Consider the following 14,833-nt stretch of genomic DNA (forward strand, 5'->3'; position numbering starts at 1 on the left):
GACCACACGCCATACGCATCAGCGAAGCCGCCGGGGAACTCATCGCCGGAGCCACGAGCGCCCCCAACAAAACCTCCCAAACAAAAAACGTACAAATGTCCTGAAACACCCCAAACCCAAAACGGACAAATGACCCGAAACACCCCCCCCAAAAACCCAAAAAATCCCGCGACATATGCGGACATATGTCGCGGGACATCACATGGTCGGGCTGACAGGATTTGAACCTGCGACCCCTTGACCCCCAGTCAAGTGCGCTACCAAACTGCGCCACAGCCCGTTACCTCCAAAATCTTATCTGTCCCGCTGCTATCCCAGCAAATCACCCAGACGTGATTCTTAACGCTTAAAATACCAAGCCGAAAAAACTAGCCTAAAAACGCCCTCGGATAGCGTCCCTAGTAGACTGGAAAGGTGAGTGAGCAACTAGACCTGCGCCGGGCTAAAAAACCTTTCAAAGTGAAAGCGCCCTATGAGCCTTCCGGGGATCAACCCCAGGCAATCGCACAGCTCACCCAGCGGATTAACGACGGTGAAAAGGATATTGTTCTCCTGGGGGCTACCGGGACTGGAAAATCTGCAACCTCCGCCTGGCTGGTAGAACAGGTGCAGCGTCCCACCTTAATAATGGAGCCCAATAAAACTCTGGCTGCCCAAATGGCGGCGGAACTGCGCGAACTTTTCCCCGATAACGCTGTGGAATACTTCGTTTCCTACTATGACTACTATCAGCCAGAAGCCTACGTGCCCCAGTCCGATACCTATATCGAAAAAGATTCCTCAATAAATGACGAGGTAGAGCGGCTGCGGCACTCTGCCACTAACTCCTTGCTCACTCGCCGGGACGTAATCGTGGTGTCTTCGGTTTCCTGCATCTATGGCCTCGGAACTCCCCAAGAATATGTGGCGCGGATGGTTCCGCTAGAAGTGGGAATGCAAATAGAGCGTAACGAACTACTTAAACGCTTTATCACCATGCAATACACCCGCAACGATATGGCGTTTACGCGGGGGACATTTCGGGTGCGCGGAGACACTATCGACATCATTCCCATGTACGAGGAAATGGCAATCCGTATCGAAATGTTCGGGGATGAAATCGATTCCCTGGCCACCTTGCATCCCATCACCGGCGATGTTATCTCGGAAGAAGAATCAGTTTTCCTTTTCCCGGCCTCTCACTACGTAGCCGGCCCGGAGCGGATGCAACGCGCCCTCGACAGTATCGAGGACGAACTAGGCGAGCGGCTGAAAGACTTCCGGGAACACGGCAAACTTTTAGAAGAGCAACGCCTGCAGATGCGGACTACCTATGACCTGGAAATGATGCGCGAAATCGGAACCTGTGCCGGCATCGAAAACTATTCCCGCCATATTGATGGGCGCGGTCCGGGAACGCCCCCAAACACCCTCCTTGACTATTTCCCCGAGGATTTTCTGCTAATCATTGATGAATCCCACGTGACAGTACCGCAGATAGGAGCCATGTTCCATGGGGATATGTCCCGCAAACGCACCCTGGTCGATTACGGTTTCCGTCTGCCCTCGGCTATGGATAACCGTCCTTTGAAATGGGAAGAATTCCAAGAACGCATTGGGCAAACCGTTTATCTTTCTGCCACCCCCGGAACCTATGAATTGGAACGCTCCGATGGGGTAGTAGAACAGATTATTCGCCCCACTGGACTGGTTGACCCTAAGATCGTGGTTAAACCTACCGATGGGCAAATCGATGACTTGATGGAAGAAATCCTGCTACGCAGCGAAAAGAACGAGCGGGTGTTGGTCACTACCTTGACTAAGAAAATGGCAGAAGACCTCACTGAATACTTGGCCGAGAGGGGAGTGCTAGTCGAATATTTGCATTCCGATGTGGATACGCTGCGGCGGGTGGAACTGCTGCGGGAACTGCGGATGGGGCGCTTCAATGTGCTCGTAGGGATTAACCTGCTGCGCGAGGGTCTAGACCTGCCAGAAGTGTCACTAGTTTCGATTCTTGACGCGGACAAGGAAGGCTTCCTGCGCTCGACCACCTCCCTGATTCAAACCGTAGGGCGCGCAGCCCGTAACGTATCCGGGGAAGTCCATATGTACGCCGACCAGGTTACCGACTCGATGCGGGCAGCGATTGAGGAAACCGAGCGGCGGCGAGAAAAACAGCTGGCCTATAACCGCGAGCACGGGATTGATCCCCAGCCTCTCCGCAAGAAAATAGCAGATGTCACCGATATGTTGGCGCGCGAAGAAATCGATACCGAATCCTTGCTGGGCACCGGGTATCGGGGCGCAGGGAGCGGCCCTGATGCACGCACCCGCCGGGAAACCGGCCAGGACGTACGTGCTCGTTTGGCTAACCAGAACCAAACCGACTTGGCGGCGCTTATCGTAGAACTAACTGACCAAATGCACGAGGCAGCAAAGCAACTACAGTTCGAGGTGGCAGCGCGCCTACGCGATGAGGTGCGGGATTTAAAGAAAGAACTGCGGCAAATGCGGGAGGCGAATTGAGTAAGTACTCGAAACCCAAAAATATAGATTCCGAGGACGTGCTCAGCCCGTCCTCGGGTTCAGTCAGCTCGCCCTCTGGCTCAAGTGAAAATAGCACCCCCATTAAGGAAGCCGAAGCAGAACCTAGCAAGAACCTTAAAAGCCTGCCCGCAGATAACGCTAGCGGCGCTGGAAACCCAGCTTTGCAAGGGCTAAGCAGCCAGGAGGTAGCCGAGCTTACCCAAGCGGGACTCACTAACCAGTTCACCCCGCGGGCTACCCGCACCGTACCCCAGATTCTGCGTGCCAATATATTCACTTTATTTAACGCTATTCTCAGCATCTGTATCGTGGTCACTTTGATATTCGGGCATTGGGCGGACGCGGTCTTTGGGATCGTGATGATAGTTAATGCCCTAACCGGCATTGTCTCGGAACTGCGCGCCAAAAAGGTGCTAGAGCGGGTCAGTATTTTGCAAGAAAACCCTGTTTGGGTCGTGCGTGAGGGAGTGGAACAAGAAATATCTCCCCGCCAGATTGTGCAAGGGGATTTACTGCATTTGCGCCGAGGAGACCAAGTTCCCGCTGATGGGACGGTGCTTGCCAGTGAAGGAATGTATCTTGATGAATCCAACCTGACCGGCGAATCAGTGCCCTGTGCTCGCCAAATAGGGGAGACGGTTTTATCGGGAGCCACTGTAGTTGCCGGTAACGGATATATCGCAGTCAGCGCCGTAGGTAGCCAATCATGGGCAAACAAGATGGCTATCCAGGTGAAAAAGTTCAAAATGGCTCGTTCAGAGCTAGAAGCGGGAATCAATAAAATCCTGAAAATTATCACCTATTTCCTCCCGTTAGTTATTGCGCTATTGGCGGTTTCACAAATTCGTAGTTTAGGAGGATTTAGTCAGGTAACCTGGGCAAATATTGGCCCAGTGGTGGTTGCGGTGGTTGCCGGTATTGTGGGAATGATTCCGCAAGGACTGGTGCTGCTCACTTCAATCAACTTCGCGGCGGCGGCTTTGAAACTGGTACGTCAAGAGGTGTTGATTCAAGAACTCCCCGCTGTAGAGGTTCTAGCCAGGGTAGATACCTTGTGTCTTGATAAAACCGGTACTCTTACTACCGGTCAGGTAAGACTTCGAGGGTTTTGTATCCCGGCAGATTCCTCCTTGGTTAGCGCGAAAGCATTACCGCCAGATGCGCAAAAGGCACTCGCTACTTTGACTAAAACGCGGGAAAATGACACTTCGGCAGCAATCTATGATCGTCTCCAAAGCGATTTACAGGCGGAGACTGGAATTATTGATAACGCTGAAATCCTGGCGTTTGATTCTTCGCGTAAATGGTCAGCGTTGGTTAGTGACGAAAAAACCTGGGTACTAGGGGCACCAGAAATTGTTTTGGCCGCTGATAGTGATACGCAAGCAGAAACCGCTAACTGGGCAAGGCAAGGGGCGAGAGTGTTGGCTTTAGCCTCTACCCAAAACGCCGCTCTTGACCTGCACGCTCCCAAGTTGCCGAAAACCCTACAGCTTAGTGCGCTGATTGTTTTAGCGGAACAGGTGAGGGGCGACGCGGAAAAAACCCTAGAGTTTTTCCGCACTCAAGGAGTAAAAACCCTAATTATTTCGGGTGATAACCCTGTTACCGTGGCTGCCTTGGCGAAGAGGGTGGGGGTAGATGATAGCGGTTTTGATGCTAGAGAACTGCCGGATAATCAGGACGAGCTGCGTGCTGTTTTGAAAGAACACAGCGTTTTTGGCAGGGTTACCCCGGAGCAAAAACGTTCCCTGGTTCGTGCCTTGCAATCTGGGGGCAGAACCGTGGCAATGACCGGGGATGGAGTTAATGATGCTCTGGCGTTAAAAGATGCTGATTTAGGGATAGCGATGGGAAATGCCGCGCAGGCAACTAAATCGGCAGCGAAAGTAGTGCTGATAGATTCGCGCTTCTCGTCGCTTCCGCAAGTATTAGGGGAGGGGCGGCGCGTCCTCGGAAATATGGAACGAGTCTCGACCCTCTTCCTATCAAAAACCACTTATGCCGCAATACTTGCCCTGGTCATAGGGGTTTTAGGGATACGTTATCCCTATTTGCCCCGGCAATTAACTTTGATTTCTTCCACCACCATCGGGATTCCTGCGTTTTTCTTGGCGCTCGCACCCTCTGCGAGAAGATACCGCCCCGGATTCTTACGCCGCGTGGGGCAGTTAGCGTTGCCAGCCGGTCTGATTTGTGCTCTAACCTCTATTGGAGCCTATTTATGGATAGGCAGCTCTCCACAGGCAACTTCGGTAGCCACCGTGGTGTTAGTGAACGGAGCCTTGGGTCTACTGGCTATCTTGTCACAACCGCTGCGCAGCTGGCGAGGAATCCTCCTGGGGGTAATGATTGCCCTGGTAGTTAGCGCGATTACGATTCCGGTGGTCAGGGACTTTTTTGCCCTACAAGTATTATCCGTCTCGCAGTGGCTGGTAGTGCTCGCCTGTAGCGCTATTTCCCTACTATCTTTGGCGATTATCGGGATTCGCTGGGAGCGGAGACATTGGTCGGGGCTAAGTTGCACAGTTCGGGGTTGCGAGTAAATCACGGTAGACTAGGTTAGTAATCACGGGAGGGGAGTACTTCCATTAACAAGCCAGTCGTCATCACGGCATTTATGCCCGGCTGGTTCGGCCTGAAAGGGCGGAAGAAGACCTTTTGGTATCACACCATAGAATTGGAGAACACTATATGGGTCTTGCTCCTGCGCTTAATGCCGTCCCCGGCCACGAAGTAATTCACTGGTGGAACTGGGTTCTACTGGCGATTATTATTCTGGGACTGCTAATCATTGATTTTCGCGGACACGTTCGTAAAGCCCACGAACCCTCGATTAAAGAAGCCGCCATCTGGTCAGGTATCTATATGACGATTGCGGCTGCCTTTGGGCTGGTGGTGTGGCTGCAATGGGATTTGAATCTTGCGGTTCAATACTGGGCGGGCTGGATTACTGAATGGTCGCTATCGCTAGATAATTTGTTTGTATTTATCATTATTTTGAATGGTTTCAACGTTCCCCGTCTCTACCAGCAAAAAGTGATCATGCTGGGAATCGTGATTTCTATGGTGCTACGCCTGGGCTTCATTTTGATTGGGGCTGCTCTAATCAGTAAATTTGCCTGGATATTCTATCTGTTTGGCTTGTTCTTGATTTACACCGCGATTAGTCAGGCGCGTGAGGGGGTCACTAAAGAGGACGAGGCAGAATCTGGTCAAGGTTATCAGGAAAACCGTTTCACCTCGCTGGTGCGCCGAGTTCTGCCGGTTTCTGAAGGATTTCGGGAAGCGAAACTGCTGTACCGTCATCGGGGTAAAACCTATGTGACCCCCATGTTCTTGGTTATCGTAGCGATTGGGTCAGCGGATTTAATGTTCGCCTTTGATTCTATTCCCGCGATCTTTGGTCTTACTAGCCATCCCTTTATTGTCTTTGCTGCTACCGCATTTTCACTTATGGGGCTACGGCAACTGTTCTTCCTGGTAGATGGGTTATTGGAGCGCCTGGCATTCCTACATTATGGGCTGGCCTTGATTCTGGGATTCATTGGGGTGAAACTGATTATCCATGCCGCCCATGAAGCTCCTTTCTGGGGGATTGATAAATGGGCGCATTCTATTCCCGAGCCTTCTATCGGTTTCTCGATGGGCTATATCGTAATAGTTTTACTGGTCACTGCGCTGGCTTCCATCTGGTATTCCAAGCGAAAAAGCCGTATCTAGATATATCCCACATCTTTAGATTTGGTTCTGGGTGGGGCTTTAGATAGTCTTAACAACGTCTAGGGCCATTGGCGCAGGGGTAGCGCGCTTCCTTCACACGGAAGAGGTCACTGGTTCGAAACCAGTATGGCCCACCAGACTTGTTTATTTCTCCAGGTAGGCTCGCATTATTTTTGCCATCTCTACCTGGTCATTTAAAGAACACATTTCCCGGGCTGAATGCATCGATAAGATAGGAACTCCTACATCGATAGTGGTTATTCCCAAGCGGGTGCTAATCATAGGGGCAATGGTAGAGCCGCAGGTAACAGTGTTTTTTGATACAAATCGTTGAGTTTTAACCCCGCTGCGCCGGGCTGCATCTTCCCAAAGATGCCAACCGTAAGCATCGGTGGAGTAATGCTGGGAGGCATTAAGTTTTAGTACCGGCCCGTTTCCCATTATGGGACGGGTATCCGGGTCATGTTTTTCGGGATAGTTCGGGTTTACTGAGTGGGCTACGTCAGCTGATAGGCACGAGGACGTGGCCAGCAGACGCTGATAACTATCTTTTTCTCCCCCAGCTAGGGCGCAGCGTTGTAACACCTGCTCTAGCAGAGGGCCGGCCGCCCCATTTACGGTGTGGGAACCGACTTCCTCATGGTCAAAGGCGGCACTTATCAAGATATTGTCCCCTTGATAGTTGTCGGTGGCAAGGCTCAAGAGGGCGCAGGTGGCACTGTAAACCGATAGCAAGTTATCTTGCCGGGCAGAGGATAGGAACTGTTTATTAGTTCCTATCCTTCTGGGTTCGTGGGTATCGAAAGTGTAAAGCTCGTGGCTGGAAATATCGGCAGCACTGTCTAGTCCAGCCTGTTTAGCCAGTAAATCAAGAATTCCTTGTTGATTGTCTCCTAGTTGCCACAGGGGACGTAAATGTTGTTGGGGGTCAAGCTGTAAAGATTTAGTGGAGTCCCGGTCTAGATGAGGGGCTAATTGGGGGATAAAAGCTAGCGCGTCAGTTTGTAGATAGTGGCATTTGCCGGAATGATCATAGATAATCCCGGCAATCCCCAGTTCTCGGTTTAGCCAAGAGTTAGGGAGCATTCCTCCGTATATTTCTACGTTTAGCTGTCCCCAACCATCCGGACTAAAGCTATCGGGGGTGGGTTTTAGTTTGAAAGCGGGTGAATCGGTATGCGATCCGATAATCCGAAAACCTTGCGGGGGGTTGTCTGGTATTAACCAGGCAATAACTGCGCCTCCTTGTTGTAGGAAGTATTTGCCCGGAGAACTAATCCAAGATTGTGTTGGGTCAAGTTTAGTGAAACCACTGTTAGTAAAGGTTTCTGCTAGTCTATTGGCAGCTAATGAAGCACAGGGGGAGGCGGTAATAAACTCTTGTAGTCCCTGGGCATAGCTTTCAATCTCAAAATCAGTCATGACTTTATTCTAGAGTTGTTGAGCAAAAAGTTCCGGTTCCCCTCCTTTCTTCAAGGAGGGGAGGTGGGAAAATAGACCGTAAGTGCAGCGTTAAAGGGAGACAGGATCAGTAGAAATAAATCCGTCCTCGCCGTCGTTTCTTACGTGGCGACCGTGTCCTGTCAGCTGGCTGCGTGAGTTCCCTAAATCGGCTGGTTCGCTAGCAGCCAGGTGTCGCCCGCTTGCGGCGCGCTCGTTGTCAAAGGGGCTGGCAGATGAAAGGAGGTCAGAATCTAAGTTAGCCGATTTTTCCTGTTCGGAAAGCTTTTTATGTTGCTTCTTGGCCTGCTTCGCTTGCTTTTTACGAAGCTTTTTTGCGGCTCGCTCTGCTTTACGGGTAGCTTTTTCTTGCCGGCGAAGCTCTTGGTGAGCCGCTAAATCTGCTTGATAATCAGAAAACACTAACGCCTGCAATAGTTGTATTTGGGAAACCCAGGTAGGTAGTTCCAAAGACTCATGTAAATAATAAAGCTGGTGTGCTAAACGTCCTCTATCAGCTAACAGTAAATCGTGTAAATCTTGGCAAAATTGCAGATAATCTGATATTTCGCCCCAGGGTAGCCGGTCACTGCGGGAAAAGAGAGGGAAAGTTGCCGGTCTTAGCCGCGCGAGAATCGCGGCTGCTGCCTTTGGTTTTAGCGTCAGCGGATCTTTGGTTAGCGCTGTCCAGAGCTGATTCAACGCGCCGTCTGTATCTAATATTTGCTCTGGGGCATCCACCAATTGGGTATCCAGCGGGATTTGTGCCATTAACTCTGGCAAAGGTTCGCTGGCGAAAAGTTGATTCACGCTGTCTTGCGCAACTTTGATTCCCAGATTCGCCAGGGCTAAAAGATCGCAGTCCCGAAGATAGCAGGGAGTAACCTTAAGAGAAGTATCTGAGTGCGACGTTAAAGGGAATGAGGGCGAAAAACGGGAAGTAAGAGAAAACAAGGTAACCCGCGGGCAGTTACTTTGAGCGTAATAGGTTGTTAGCAGACTGCCGGCTCGCTCCCAGGCATCAGAGTCTCCCCGGGTCACGCCGGTAACTATTTCCGGAACCGTAGTAATCATTTTTCCTCCGCATCTAGCTTTTTATGCCTAAATTGTAGTAGAAAATGTGCCAATAAACGCGGAGAAGTCCGCAAATAAAGCAGATTCTAATCTCCCGTTAAACTGGTGTTTTCCAGTAGTAAGATTTTTTAGAATAATCTCGCGCTCTGATTTGCTGGTGCGGTTCTAAATATGGGCAAGCGGTACTTTCGGCGCGCCCACGAGACTGTCCCTTTAGGATTTGCTAAAACACGCTGCTAATGCTAACTGTCCCTAGATAAACAAAGTAGGGTCGATGATTAACTCGGTACTCTTTTGTTTTCTACAAGCCGGAGAAACCTTGGCAGGTACCCCAATCGCAGTGCATCCAGCAGGTACATCTTTTACTACCACCGCATTAGCGGCAATCCGAGCATCTGAGCCTACCTGGATAGGACCAAGTACTTTCGCGCCTGCGCCAACCATTACCCGATCCCCAAGGGTGGGATGCCGTTTGCCTTTCGACATAGACACCCCACCCAAAGTGACCTGGTGAAACAATACGCAATCTGTGCCGATTCGGGTGGTTTCCCCGATTACTACTCCGTTGGCGTGGTCAATAAACAGGCGGCGACCTAGGCGGGCTCCCGGGTGAATATCTACCCCGGTATAGCTGCGGGTAATCGAAGAAACTATCCTGGCCAGTAGTTTCAGATTTTTCTTAAAGAGCATATGTGCCAGACGATACGCCCAGACTGCGTGCACCCCTGGATAGGTCAATGCCACCTCTAGCTTGCTACGGGCTGCCGGATCAGAATTAATCGCGGCTGCCAAATCCTCTTTACATAGCTCCAGCAGACTGGGTTCCCTATTTGGCATGATGGTTGCTCCTAGTCCATTAAATCTTTAAACAGAGGAGAGCTTAAATAACGCTCACCGGTATCGGGTAGCAGTACCACGATACGTTTACCTTTCATATCAGGGCTAGAAGCTAAACGCAACGCTCCCACCAAGGCCGCGCCAGCGGAGATACCGACTAACAAGCCCTCCTTAGCGGCGGCCGTGCGCGCCATCTGCATCGCGTCCTCGGTTTTTACCGTTAAAACCTTATTTAACAGGGATTTATCTAAAATCTCGGGAACAAAATTCGCACCGATACCTTGAATCCCGTGAGCTGCTGCCTGACCAGTAGTAAGTAGGGGAGATTCTGCCGGTTCAACTCCAAATACTTCCAAATTCGGATTAAGTTCCCTAAGGCGTTTGCCCACGCCGGTAACCGTACCGCCAGTGCCAATCCCGGAGACAAAGACATCAACCTGACCATCGGTATCAGCCCAGATTTCTTCAGCAGTATGTTCGTAGTGGGCTTTGGGGTTAGCACTATTGGTGAACTGAGAAGCCAAAATAGCGTCGTCGCGTTCGGATAAGATTTTTTGGGCAGCTTCAACTGTGCCTTTCATACCGGCGGCTGCCGGGGTTAATATCAATTCCGCTCCGAAAGCCCGCATGAGGGCGCGGCGTTCTTTAGACATAGATTCCGGCATAGTAATTACGACTTTGTAGCCGCGGGCAGCACCCACCATTGCCAAAGCTACTCCGGTGTTTCCGGAAGTGGATTCGATAATCGTTCCCCCCGGTTTAAGTTGTCCGCTAGCTTCGGCGGCTTGAATCATTGCCAATGCCACGCGGTCTTTAACCGAGGAAGCGGGGTTAAAAGATTCGATTTTTGCAATTACTGATGCGACTTGGTTCTGGTCGCCTAAATGATTGATTTTTACCAGGGGAGTGTTTCCAACCAGTTCGGTTAAGTCTTTTGCGATATTCATGTTTTGTCCTTGAAATCATTGGTGATGAAAATGCTAGATACCCGGTTTAGGGGGTGATACTTCGGGGAGAAAAACTGTAATGCCCCGGGGACAGCCCGTGCCTTTACGGTCGGCGGGATGCCCCTAGCTACATAGGGAGTAACGACAGGAGCAGGGAAAACGCATTTACCTCTCCAATCTATGTTTTAGAACTATCTTGCTCTTAGTTCTAACATCTTCAGTTTTAGGGGCGCAAACTTTTATGCGGTCAGTAAAATTTCCCTGCGGGTTCATCCCCGCTTGGGGGAGAGGATTGCGCGAGCTTCGTCCTCTAGGTTTATTTTGGTCGAGACGCCGCTTCGGCTGCTGATATTGCTGTTACTGGGCGATTTCATGGGTGATAGTGGGGGCGGTAGTAACTTTCACTTCCCGGCTAGTAAGGCTCGATAAATAGCTTTCTATCTGGGCTTTGGATATTTGTGGAGGACAAGAGAAACGAAGAGTAGCTTGCCTAGAGAAAGTACGGTCAAGGATTTCATACCCGTTTTGGGTGATTTTTGCTTCGATTCTTCCTGCTTCGCTCAGTGGGAAATCGGCTTCATAGGTTTCTTGGGTAATAACCCGCACTATTTTTGCGCGGTCTAATACTTCTTGTACCGCCTGGGAATAAGCCTTTACTAGCCCGCCTGTCCCTAGCTTTATACCTCCAAAATAGCGGGTAACTACGCAGGTTATATTGGTTAGTCCCGACCCGGACAGTACGGAAAGCATCGGGTTTCCCGCTGTGCCTGCCGGTTCGCCGTCGTCGGAGGAGCGGGCAGTATCTGGTCCGGCATCATTATGTATAAGAAACGCGGTGCAGTGATGGCGGGCATCGGGAAAAAGGCTTCTAACTGTAGCTATGAACTTTCGTGCTTCATCTTCACAGTCAGTGCGCGCACAAGAAGCTATGAAACGGGAGCGTTTAATCTCAATTTCATAGCGAGTGGGAGTGCCTATAGTGCGCATAGTTTGATTGTAGCTAGCTGGGACGAAAACTTTGGGTAACTATTGCTTAAGCGCTTCGAGCTATTTTGGTAAAAGTGGTTCTTTTTAGTCACTAAACCTCAGGTGAGGGCGTTCTCGCGAGACAAATCACATGGTTGAAACTGGAAAGTTAGCGCTATAAATGACAGAGTTATATAGGTTATTTTCTATTTGCATTAGTTAGAGGAGTCCGTAATGGCAGTACCAAAGCGTAAAATGTCTCGTGCGAATACTCGTACTCGCCGCTCTGCTTGGAAAGCCAAGGCACCCCAGCTTACTACGGTCAAGGGCAATGATGGGCGTTCTTATGTGGCACCTCGTCACCTGGCCAAAGCCGTGAAGCTGGGACTGTACAGCCCGGCAGATGATTTCGAGTAAAGCTCGATAAAGAACAACCCCTAGCTGATTTAGCTAGGGGTTTTGTTTTACCTAAGGTGAGAGCCGGTCAGGGGCAGGGCTAATGCCCATTGTTTTCCCCTGACCGGCTCTTGTGTTAGAGATGCTGCGCTAATCCCTAAATGCGTCCTCGAAATGTATTGAAATCTAGGTAGGAGCGCCTAGCGTAAAGAGGTTCCCCGTCGATAAAAACGGCAGGTCAATACACCTAGAGTGATAAGGGTAAGTATCGATAGAACCACGTACCAAATAGGGATACCGATGATGGTAGCGCTGGCGTTAGCTGCTATTTGTCCCGGCAGAGATTCTGGCATAATCCCGACCGCAGCGCCAGAAAAAGTGCTTTCCCAAATGAGCGAAAACGACAGGTTCGTTCTAGTGTTAATCGTAAGGATTCCCGGGATCAATAGTGACAGCAGGTTTAGAATCTGCATAACGATATATAGAATAATTCCCACGATAATTGGGCCACCTATTTTGCCGAGTCTATCCAAAAATGGGCTACGGTTACCGGCTGTTATAATAAATTGGAATGAGAAAACATAAATGAAAGACTCCCAAATAATATACAGGGCACTTATCCCCAGAAGTGTTCCAGGAATCTCGATTTGCTTTATGCCTTCAAAGGCATAAGAAAATCCTTCATAAGTTGCGGATTTTAATGCAAATACATTCAAGGCTATGCATAGGCAAACTAGCAGGGAAGATGCTAGGATAGCGCTCAAATTAAAAATGGTTTTTGCCCAAAAGAGTTCCCGGTTGTTTGCTGGTAGTGACCACGTAAAATAGCCTGTTTTTCCGTACATTGAACGGTAGTAGTGAATCACTTGAATAATGGTGAGTATAATACTGGCAGCCACTAGAGCTAATATGGAAAATAGTAATGAAGTAACTGCTAGTCCCGGGGGGAGAAAATGAATACCTAGGGAAAACAATATAGTTATTCCCAGGGATATTATCCAGGTTAAACCGATTGGTTTTTTCAGCGCATTAAAATCGTATTTAATAAGTTTTGCAATCATCGGTACATTCCTCTAAATAGTCCATCCAAACTGGTCTGATATTTCTGGCGTAATTCGTCAGCATCGCCAGTTAAAAATACTTGTCCAGCCGACATAAAAACGGCGGTATTAATAATTGGTTCGATATCGCTAATTAAATGGGTAGAGATTATCATTAATGATTCTGGGTTAAAACCTTTGATAATTGTCTCTAAAATTACTTGGCGAGCTGCCGGATCTACCCCACTTATCGGTTCATCAAGCAAATACACTTTCGCATTACGTGACATTATTAAGGCAATCTGTGCTTTCTCGCGCATCCCTTTTGACATCGCAGAAAGCTTTCTCTCTAAGGGAAGTTGCAAGAAATGCATGAGCTCTTTAGCTTTACTGCCGTCAAAATCAGAAAAGAAGTCACCATATTGCTCAATCGCATCAAGTGGAGTTATCGAGTCAGCCAATAGAGACGAATCAGGTAAATAGGAAGTGAAACGTTTGCTTTCGGGAGAGGGAGCGGTTTGGAAAAGCCGAACCTCGCCCTCGTAATCGGTTATTACCCCCGCCAAAATCTTTAACAGGGTGGTTTTCCCGCAACCATTTGGTCCTAGTAGCCCTACGATTCCTCCGTTCGGAAGATTTAGATTCGCGTTCACTAATCCGGGTTGGTTGCCGTAAAACTTAGATACCCCGCTTAGGTTGATGGCGCTCACCTGGGCTGGGGTGCTTCCTCCCTGATTGGGGAGCTGCTGGGAGTGGTGATTAGTCTGGTGTTGGGGGTGCTGCTGGGGATTAAATCCGGATTCTGGGTAGGGGAAATTTGTAGTATATCCGGGCTGAATACCGGGATTTGGAGCAAAGAATTGCTGATTTGGTGCGACAGAAGGTTGGGTTTGCAAACCAGGTTCTGCCGCTATCGGGTTCCCGCTACCCAGGTTAGGGGAGGGCGTTGGGAACTGGTTTGGCTGATTTTCAGTCATGAGATTCTCCCTCATTCCATTGTTGTTTTATTAGTTCTAGTGTTTGGGGTAAGGTTGCGCCTGCCTTTTTCATTGACAAGGTGAACTGGTCAGTCAGGCTTTTGAATACCCCTTGTCGGCTCAAGGATATTTTTTCTTCGTCATCGGTCACGAAACGTCCCGAGGTGCGTTCTGAAAAGGCTAATCCTTCGCGCTCTAGTTCGGCGAGGGCGCGTTGTACCGTATTTGGGTTCGCGCCTACCATTTGAGCAAGGTCGCGCACGCTGGGAATCTTGCTGCCGGGAGGCCAGCTTCCATTGGTTATGTGGCGAGAAAACTCGTCACGTAGCTGACTCCAGATAGGAATCGCTGAATTTAGCTCCATATCTCCTCCTTTCGTTACTGTATTAGTGTAGTAATACAGTAACTCTTTTGGAGGGGCTGTGTCAAGTGTTTAATACAGATTTCTTTTGTGGTTTTGAGGTGGCGGGCATGATCTTCGCCATACCGGGAGTGCAGGCAGGAGCATTGGTTTTTCCTCCTGCCCAAAGTTCGGCAAATACTTACGTATTTCCCGAACTTTATGCCCACCGCGCCTACTCGGATAAAACCAATGCCCCCGCTGTTGGGTAGCAACTCGCCTGTCTGGGTTGCGGTAGTGGAATCTAAAACGAGAGGAAAAACCTCTTTCTCGCACATCCAAGCAGATAGCGTGACTCAAGACCGAGTTAGAAAGAAGGAAATCTCGCGACCTATGTGGACATATGTCGCGGGACATCACATGGTCGGGGTGACAGTGTGTGGTTTCAGGAGATGTGTCCGTTTTTCTTGGGGTTGGGGTTTTAAGGTCTTTCAGGACTTGTGTCCGCTTGTAATAAGGAAAAACTCTTTTAATGTCCCAGGTCATTTGTCCGAAAACCTGTAA

The 14,833-nt window shown here is 49.7% G+C and carries 13 protein-coding genes and 2 tRNA genes; 6 read left to right on the top strand and 9 right to left on the bottom strand.

The features are described 5' to 3' along the window. Nucleotides 1–203: 203 nt before the first annotated feature. Nucleotides 204–280 (bottom strand) — tRNA-Pro (locus tag QZT94_RS05590). 134 nt (nucleotides 281–414) lie between these two features. Here QZT94_RS05590 and uvrB point away from each other — a divergent pair. The 4 genes from uvrB (at nucleotide 415) to QZT94_RS05610 (ending at nucleotide 6,389) form a co-directional block, all read left to right on the top strand. Further along, nucleotides 415–2,508 (top strand): excinuclease ABC subunit UvrB, encoded by a 2,094-nt coding sequence (gene uvrB / locus QZT94_RS05595; RefSeq protein WP_296760604.1) that lies wholly within the window; start codon nucleotides 415–417, stop codon nucleotides 2,506–2,508. Further along, complete coding sequence (locus QZT94_RS05600) at nucleotides 2,505–5,075, top strand: HAD-IC family P-type ATPase (RefSeq protein ID WP_296760605.1); 2,571 nt, start codon at nucleotides 2,505–2,507, stop codon at nucleotides 5,073–5,075. The genes uvrB and QZT94_RS05600 overlap by 4 nt, the downstream gene beginning before the upstream one ends. A gap of 148 nt (nucleotides 5,076–5,223) precedes the next feature. Beyond that, nucleotides 5,224–6,252 (top strand): TerC/Alx family metal homeostasis membrane protein, encoded by a 1,029-nt coding sequence (locus QZT94_RS05605; RefSeq protein WP_296760607.1) that lies wholly within the window; start codon nucleotides 5,224–5,226, stop codon nucleotides 6,250–6,252. Between the two features lie 62 nt (nucleotides 6,253–6,314). Beyond that, nucleotides 6,315–6,389, top strand: a tRNA-Val gene (locus tag QZT94_RS05610). 7 nt (nucleotides 6,390–6,396) lie between these two features. Here the strand turns inward: QZT94_RS05610 and QZT94_RS05615 are convergent. The 5 genes from QZT94_RS05615 to QZT94_RS05635 all read right to left on the bottom strand — a co-directional run bounded on the left by QZT94_RS05615 (nucleotide 6,397) and on the right by QZT94_RS05635 (nucleotide 11,537). Continuing rightward, nucleotides 6,397–7,674 (bottom strand): M18 family aminopeptidase, encoded by a 1,278-nt coding sequence (locus QZT94_RS05615; protein ID WP_296760609.1) that lies wholly within the window; start codon nucleotides 7,672–7,674, stop codon nucleotides 6,397–6,399. A 90-nt stretch (nucleotides 7,675–7,764) separates the two neighbouring features. Continuing rightward, nucleotides 7,765–8,766 (bottom strand): DUF6308 family protein, encoded by a 1,002-nt coding sequence (locus tag QZT94_RS05620; protein ID WP_296760610.1) that lies wholly within the window; start codon nucleotides 8,764–8,766, stop codon nucleotides 7,765–7,767. A gap of 252 nt (nucleotides 8,767–9,018) precedes the next feature. Further along, complete coding sequence (cysE, locus tag QZT94_RS05625) at nucleotides 9,019–9,603, bottom strand: serine O-acetyltransferase (RefSeq protein WP_296760612.1); 585 nt, start codon at nucleotides 9,601–9,603, stop codon at nucleotides 9,019–9,021. 11 nt (nucleotides 9,604–9,614) lie between these two features. Then, nucleotides 9,615–10,550 carry a cysteine synthase A gene (gene cysK, locus QZT94_RS05630; protein WP_296760613.1) on the bottom strand — a complete coding sequence of 312 codons (936 nt, stop codon included), beginning with the start codon at nucleotides 10,548–10,550 and terminating at the stop codon, nucleotides 9,615–9,617. A 357-nt stretch (nucleotides 10,551–10,907) separates the two neighbouring features. Continuing rightward, entirely contained in the window at nucleotides 10,908–11,537 is a 630-nt protein-coding gene (locus QZT94_RS05635; protein ID WP_296760615.1) for a YigZ family protein, read from the bottom strand. Between the two features lie 213 nt (nucleotides 11,538–11,750). On the opposite strand from QZT94_RS05635, the gene rpmF reads away from it, so the two are divergent. Beyond that, the gene (gene rpmF / locus QZT94_RS05640; protein ID WP_072509473.1) at nucleotides 11,751–11,933 is read left to right on the top strand and encodes a 50S ribosomal protein L32; all 183 of its coding nucleotides are present in this window, start codon (nucleotides 11,751–11,753) and stop codon (nucleotides 11,931–11,933) included. Between the two features lie 179 nt (nucleotides 11,934–12,112). Here the strand turns inward: rpmF and QZT94_RS05645 are convergent, their stop codons facing one another. The 3 genes from QZT94_RS05645 to QZT94_RS05655 are packed head-to-tail and all read right to left on the bottom strand — an operon-like array spanning nucleotide 12,113 to nucleotide 14,293. Further along, entirely contained in the window at nucleotides 12,113–12,973 is an 861-nt protein-coding gene (locus QZT94_RS05645) for a hypothetical protein (protein WP_072509474.1), read from the bottom strand. Then, nucleotides 12,970–13,929: an ATP-binding cassette domain-containing protein gene (locus QZT94_RS05650; protein WP_079985837.1), complete on the bottom strand. Its 960-nt coding sequence runs from the start codon at nucleotides 13,927–13,929 to the stop codon at nucleotides 12,970–12,972. The genes QZT94_RS05645 and QZT94_RS05650 overlap by 4 nt, the downstream gene beginning before the upstream one ends. Further along, on the bottom strand, nucleotides 13,922–14,293 hold the full coding sequence (locus tag QZT94_RS05655; protein ID WP_296760620.1) for a GntR family transcriptional regulator: 372 nt from the start codon (nucleotides 14,291–14,293) through the stop codon (nucleotides 13,922–13,924). Before QZT94_RS05655 ends, QZT94_RS05650 begins: the two co-directional genes overlap by 8 nt. Nucleotides 14,294–14,358: 65 nt before the next feature. Here QZT94_RS05655 and QZT94_RS05660 point away from each other — a divergent pair, with 65 nt between their 5' ends. Then, nucleotides 14,359–14,541, top strand: coding sequence for a hypothetical protein (locus QZT94_RS05660; RefSeq protein ID WP_270627247.1), 183 nt, complete (start codon nucleotides 14,359–14,361; stop codon nucleotides 14,539–14,541). The last annotated feature ends 292 nt before the right edge of the window (nucleotides 14,542–14,833 follow it).

Source organism: Varibaculum sp., assembly GCF_008661855.1.
GTDB lineage: Bacteria > Actinomycetota > Actinomycetes > Actinomycetales > Actinomycetaceae > Varibaculum > Varibaculum timonense_A.

Bases quoted from the DNA above. Each gene is read 5' to 3' on its own strand.
- QZT94_RS05605 (WP_296760607.1), top strand. From the start codon at position 5,224: ATGGGTCTTGCTCCTGCGCTTAATGCCGTCCCCGGCCACGAAGTAATT.
- QZT94_RS05615 (WP_296760609.1), bottom strand. From the start codon at position 7,674: ATGACTGATTTTGAGATTGAAAGCTATGCCCAGGGACTACAAGAGTTT.
- QZT94_RS05620 (WP_296760610.1), bottom strand. From the start codon at position 8,766: ATGATTACTACGGTTCCGGAAATAGTTACCGGCGTGACCCGGGGAGAC.
- cysE (WP_296760612.1), bottom strand. From the start codon at position 9,603: ATGCCAAATAGGGAACCCAGTCTGCTGGAGCTATGTAAAGAGGATTTG.
- cysK (WP_296760613.1), bottom strand. From the start codon at position 10,550: ATGAATATCGCAAAAGACTTAACCGAACTGGTTGGAAACACTCCCCTG.
- QZT94_RS05635 (WP_296760615.1), bottom strand. From the start codon at position 11,537: ATGCGCACTATAGGCACTCCCACTCGCTATGAAATTGAGATTAAACGC.
- rpmF (WP_072509473.1), top strand. From the start codon at position 11,751: ATGGCAGTACCAAAGCGTAAAATGTCTCGTGCGAATACTCGTACTCGC.
- QZT94_RS05645 (WP_072509474.1), bottom strand. From the start codon at position 12,973: ATGATTGCAAAACTTATTAAATACGATTTTAATGCGCTGAAAAAACCA.
- QZT94_RS05650 (WP_079985837.1), bottom strand. From the start codon at position 13,929: ATGACTGAAAATCAGCCAAACCAGTTCCCAACGCCCTCCCCTAACCTG.
- QZT94_RS05655 (WP_296760620.1), bottom strand. From the start codon at position 14,293: ATGGAGCTAAATTCAGCGATTCCTATCTGGAGTCAGCTACGTGACGAG.